The sequence below is a fragment of the Rhizobacter sp. genome, assembly GCF_035702065.1.
Taxonomy (GTDB): Bacteria; Pseudomonadota; Gammaproteobacteria; order Burkholderiales; family Burkholderiaceae_C; genus Rhizobacter.
Genome location: NZ_DASSRA010000025.1, coordinates 1 through 3,870, shown reverse-complemented (window position 1 = coordinate 3,870; position 3,870 = coordinate 1). Strand labels below are relative to the sequence as shown.

4 protein-coding genes are annotated in these 3,870 nt (G+C 66.4%); 2 read left to right on the top strand and 2 right to left on the bottom strand.

Going from position 1 to position 3,870, the window contains the following annotated elements; genetic code table 11:
* The coding region (locus VFL64_RS01160) for a TIGR03862 family flavoprotein (RefSeq protein ID WP_489538542.1) at positions 1-770 on the top strand (770 nt) is incomplete at its 5' end.
* On the opposite strand, the gene VFL64_RS01155 is transcribed toward VFL64_RS01160, so the two are convergent.
* Both VFL64_RS01155 and VFL64_RS01150 read right to left on the bottom strand, forming a co-directional pair.
* On the bottom strand, positions 771-1,670 hold the full coding sequence (locus VFL64_RS01155) for an alpha/beta hydrolase family protein (RefSeq protein WP_489538541.1): 900 nt from the start codon (positions 1,668-1,670) through the stop codon (positions 771-773). It abuts the gene before it with no gap.
* Positions 1,671-1,822: 152 nt separating this feature from the next.
* Complete coding sequence (locus VFL64_RS01150) at positions 1,823-2,722, bottom strand: alpha/beta hydrolase family protein (RefSeq protein WP_489538540.1); 900 nt, start codon at positions 2,720-2,722, stop codon at positions 1,823-1,825.
* 380 nt (positions 2,723-3,102) lie between these two features.
* On the opposite strand from VFL64_RS01150, the gene VFL64_RS01145 reads away from it, so the two are divergent.
* Positions 3,103-3,870, top strand: a 768-nt coding sequence (locus tag VFL64_RS01145) for a Tex-like N-terminal domain-containing protein (protein WP_489538539.1), incomplete at its 3' end; no start/stop codon positions are given.

Below are 3,870 nucleotides of genomic sequence, written 5' to 3'. Positions count from 1 at the left end.
TGTTGGGTTTGGGTGGCGCAAGCTGGGCGCGGTTGGGCTCTGACGGTGCCTGGCTGCCCTGGCTGCAACGGCGCGGTGTGGCGGTGGCGGCCTTGCAGCCTGCGAACTGCGGCTTCGACATCGGCTGGTCGGAACACTTCCGCAGCCGCTATGCCGGCGAGCCACTGAAGTCGGTGGCGCTGTCCTGCGCAGGCTTTCGTCAACCCGGCGAATTCGTCGTCACCGAGACGGGCGTGGAGGGCAGCCTCGTCTACGCGGCATCGAGCCGGTTGCGCGACGAGATCGCCGCGCAAGGCAGCGCGACGATGCATGTCGATCTGTTGCCCGCACGCAGCCTGGAATGGGTGCGCGATGAAGTGGCCCACCCGCGCGGTTCACGTTCGCTGTCTACGCACCTGAAGACGAGGCTGGGTCTGCACGGCGTCAAAGCGGGTTTGCTGTACGAGGTGGTGCCGCGAGAGGCACTGGCCGATCCTGCGCAGCTTGCGTGCTTCATCAAGGCGCTGCCGCTGAAGCTCGCGGCTGCGCGGCCGGTCGACGAAGCCATCAGCACGGCCGGGGGAGTGAGCTTCGAGGCCCTCGATGACGGGCTGATGCTGAAGGCACTGCCCGGCGTGTTCTGCGCTGGCGAGATGCTGGACTGGGAAGCCCCCACCGGGGGCTATCTGCTGACCGCCTGCCTGGCCAGCGCACGCGTGGCCGCGGCCGGTGCGTTGCGCTGGCTGGCCGCACGCGATGCGTCTCCCGACGCATCGCACGTGCAGCGTTGATCAGTACGGGCAGTTCTCGCGGTAGTCGGAGATGTCGCTGAACAGGCCGAGGTCGGCCTGGTGCTGTGCGCCGCACAGGAAGGGGCTGTAGCGGGTGTCGTCGTCCACGAAGCGCTTGAACCACGAGATCATGTAGCGGCCCACCAAGGGGTAGTACGACGAGACCTGCGGGAAGAAGTGGCTGGCGCCGCTCAGCTCCATGTAGGCCTTGTCGGTCGAGCTCGGCAGGCTGGTGTAGAACGGGATCGAGTGGGTGGCGACGCCGGCGACGGTGTCGGCACTGCCGCCGATGATCAGCGTCGGCACCGTGTTGCGCGACCAGGTCTTGGTGGTGTGCCACGGGGCCAACGGCACGGCGGCCTTCAGGCTCGGGTTGTCACGTGCAGCGGCCAGCGTGCCGCCGCCCCCCATCGAGTGGCCAGCCACGGCCAGGCGGCTGGCGTCGACCTTGTTGTAGATCGGGCTGCTGCTGGTGCGGCTCAGGCTGACCACCTTGTCGAGCGCGGCCTTGAGCTGGCGACCGCGGCTGTCAGGTTGGTCGGAGGTGGTGATGGTGTCGATGGTGATCACCACGAAGCCGTGCGAAGCCAAGCGCGTGCCCATCCAGCTGATGGACGATTGGTAGGCAGTGAAGCCGGGCGAGATGGCGATGGCGCCATAGGTGCCCGAGGCGGTCGGGTAGTAGATCGTGCCGCCCCCGAAGCCGCTGGCGCTGGTGCGCGAGACGGTGGTCGTGCGGGTGGCGAAGGAGCCGGTGCGCTCCAGGGCAGACACGGTCGGGTCCGGCCCCTTCTGGTATTGGGCGCTCGCCAGGGCCGAAACGGCCATGGCGGCGACGAAGAAGGACGCCTTGGCGAAACCCGTGACGCTCCGCACTGTGCTGTGCGCTGTGATTTTCATGCTGTCTCCTGTGCCCATCGGGGTTGAACAACTGCGCCGCATGGGCGCAGGTTCCCCGCCGGCAGGATGGACGACTGCCGAAGGGGAAGGAAACGCTCGGGGAGTAGTGCGGGGGGCGAGGGTGCTGCCGCTCCCGCCACCGCGGAGCCTGGTCAGTACGGGCAGTTGGTGCGCGAGTCGGAGACCCGCGAACTCACGGCGATCTGCGCCTGGTGCGGCGCGCCGCACAGGAAGGGGCTGTAGCGCGTGTCGTTGTCCACGAAGCGCTTGAACCACGAGATCATGTACTTGCCGACCAAGCCGTACTCGCCGCTGTCTTGGGGGAAGAAGTGGTCTTCGTTCGCCAGCTCCAGGTAGCCCTTCGGTGTGCTGCTGGGCAGGCTGGTGTAGAACGGGATCGAGTGGGTGGCCACGCCCGCGACGGTGTCGCCGTCTGCGCCGATGATGAGCGTGGGCACGCGCACGGTCGAGAAGCTCTTGGTGGTGTGCCAAGGAGCCAGGGGCACGGCCGCCTTCAGCGTCGGGTAGTCACGCGCAGCGGCCAGCGTGCCGCCGCCGCCCATCGAGTGGCCGGCCACGGCCAGGCGCGACGAGTCGACCTTGCCGTAGAGCACGTTGGTGCGGCTGGTGGAGAGGCTGACCACCTTGTCCAGGGCGGCCTTCAGCTGGCGGGCGCGGCTGTCAGGCTGGTCGGAGGTGGTGTTGGTGTCGATGGTGATGACCACGAAGCCGTGCGAGGCCAAGCGGCTGCCGATCCAGCTGATCGACGATTGATAGGCCGTGAAACCGGGCGACACGGCGACCACGCCGTAGCTGCCGGTGGCAGTGGGGTAGTAGATCGTGCCGCCGCCGAAGCCACTGGCACTCAGGCGCGACACGGTGGTGGTCCGGGTGGCGAAGGTGCCGTTGGTTTCCAGGGCAGACACCGTGGGGTCCGGGCCTTTCTGGTACTGGGCGGCGGCAAAGCTGGATGCGACCAGGGCCGCCACGGCCAACGACGCCTTGGCAAATTGGGTGACGCGTTGCGCGGTGTGGTGCGCTGTGGTTTTCATGTTGTCTCCTGTGGTTGTGACGCTGCCGGCTGGGTAAGCGTTGATTTGTGACCGGCCGTGCAATGTTGCACGCATGTTCACTTGTGGGCGCATAGCGGTTTCCCTGACGTGAACGTGAATCGTTTCATTGAATGAAGCAAGTGAGCCGGGAGAGCGCGGGTGACAGTCCCGATATACCTATGAAAGGTAAGTAATTTTCTTGGGATAACCCGATTGCCGAGGGGGTTGGGAGAGCCGGGGTTTCAGCGTCACTGGCGCAGCGCGATTCGGCGAAATGTGCGCAGGTGTGCAAACAGGGTGAACTTGGGTGCCAAGGAGCGAAATCCCCGTATGGCAAACTCCGCCGCTTTCCTTTTCAGCCCAGCCACGGGCCCCTCGTTTTGAACAAGATTCTTCTGCAGTTGGCCGACGAACTGAAGGTTCGCGCGGCCCAGGTGAATGCAGCCGTGGAGCTGCTGGACGGTGGCGCGACGGTCCCTTTCATCGCCCGCTATCGCAAGGAGGCCACCGACGGCCTCGACGACACGCAGTTGCGCGATCTGGAAGCCCGCCTGGGCTACCTGCGAGAGCTGGAAGAGCGTCGCGCCGCGGTACTCAAGAGCATCGAAGAGCAGGGCAAGCTGACACCCGAGTTGCGAGCCGCCGTGGAGGGCGCGCCGACCAAGCAGGAGCTGGAAGACATCTACCTGCCCTACAAGCCGCGCCGCCGTACCAAGGGCATGATCGCCCGCGAGGCCGGGCTCGAGCCGCTGGCCGACAAGCTGTTTGCCGACCCCTCGCTCGACCCGGCCACCGAAGCTGCGGCTTTCATCAATGCCGAAGGTGGCTTTGCCGATGCCTTGGCCGTGCTCGACGGCGTGCGCGACCTGCTGAGCGAGCGCTGGGCCGAAGACGCCGCGCTGGTCGGCAAGTTGCGCGAATGGCTGTGGGACGAAGGCCTTCTGCGCTCCAAGCTGATGGACGGCAAGGACGAGAACAACCCCGACGTCGCCAAGTTCCGCGACTATTTCGACTACGACGAGCCGATCAACCGCGTGCCTTCGCACCGTGCCCTGGCCGTCTTTCGCGGTCGCACGCAGGAGTTCCTCGACGCCAAGCTGGTGCTCGACGAAGAGCTGGTGCCGGGCCAGCCGTCCAAGGCCGAGGGC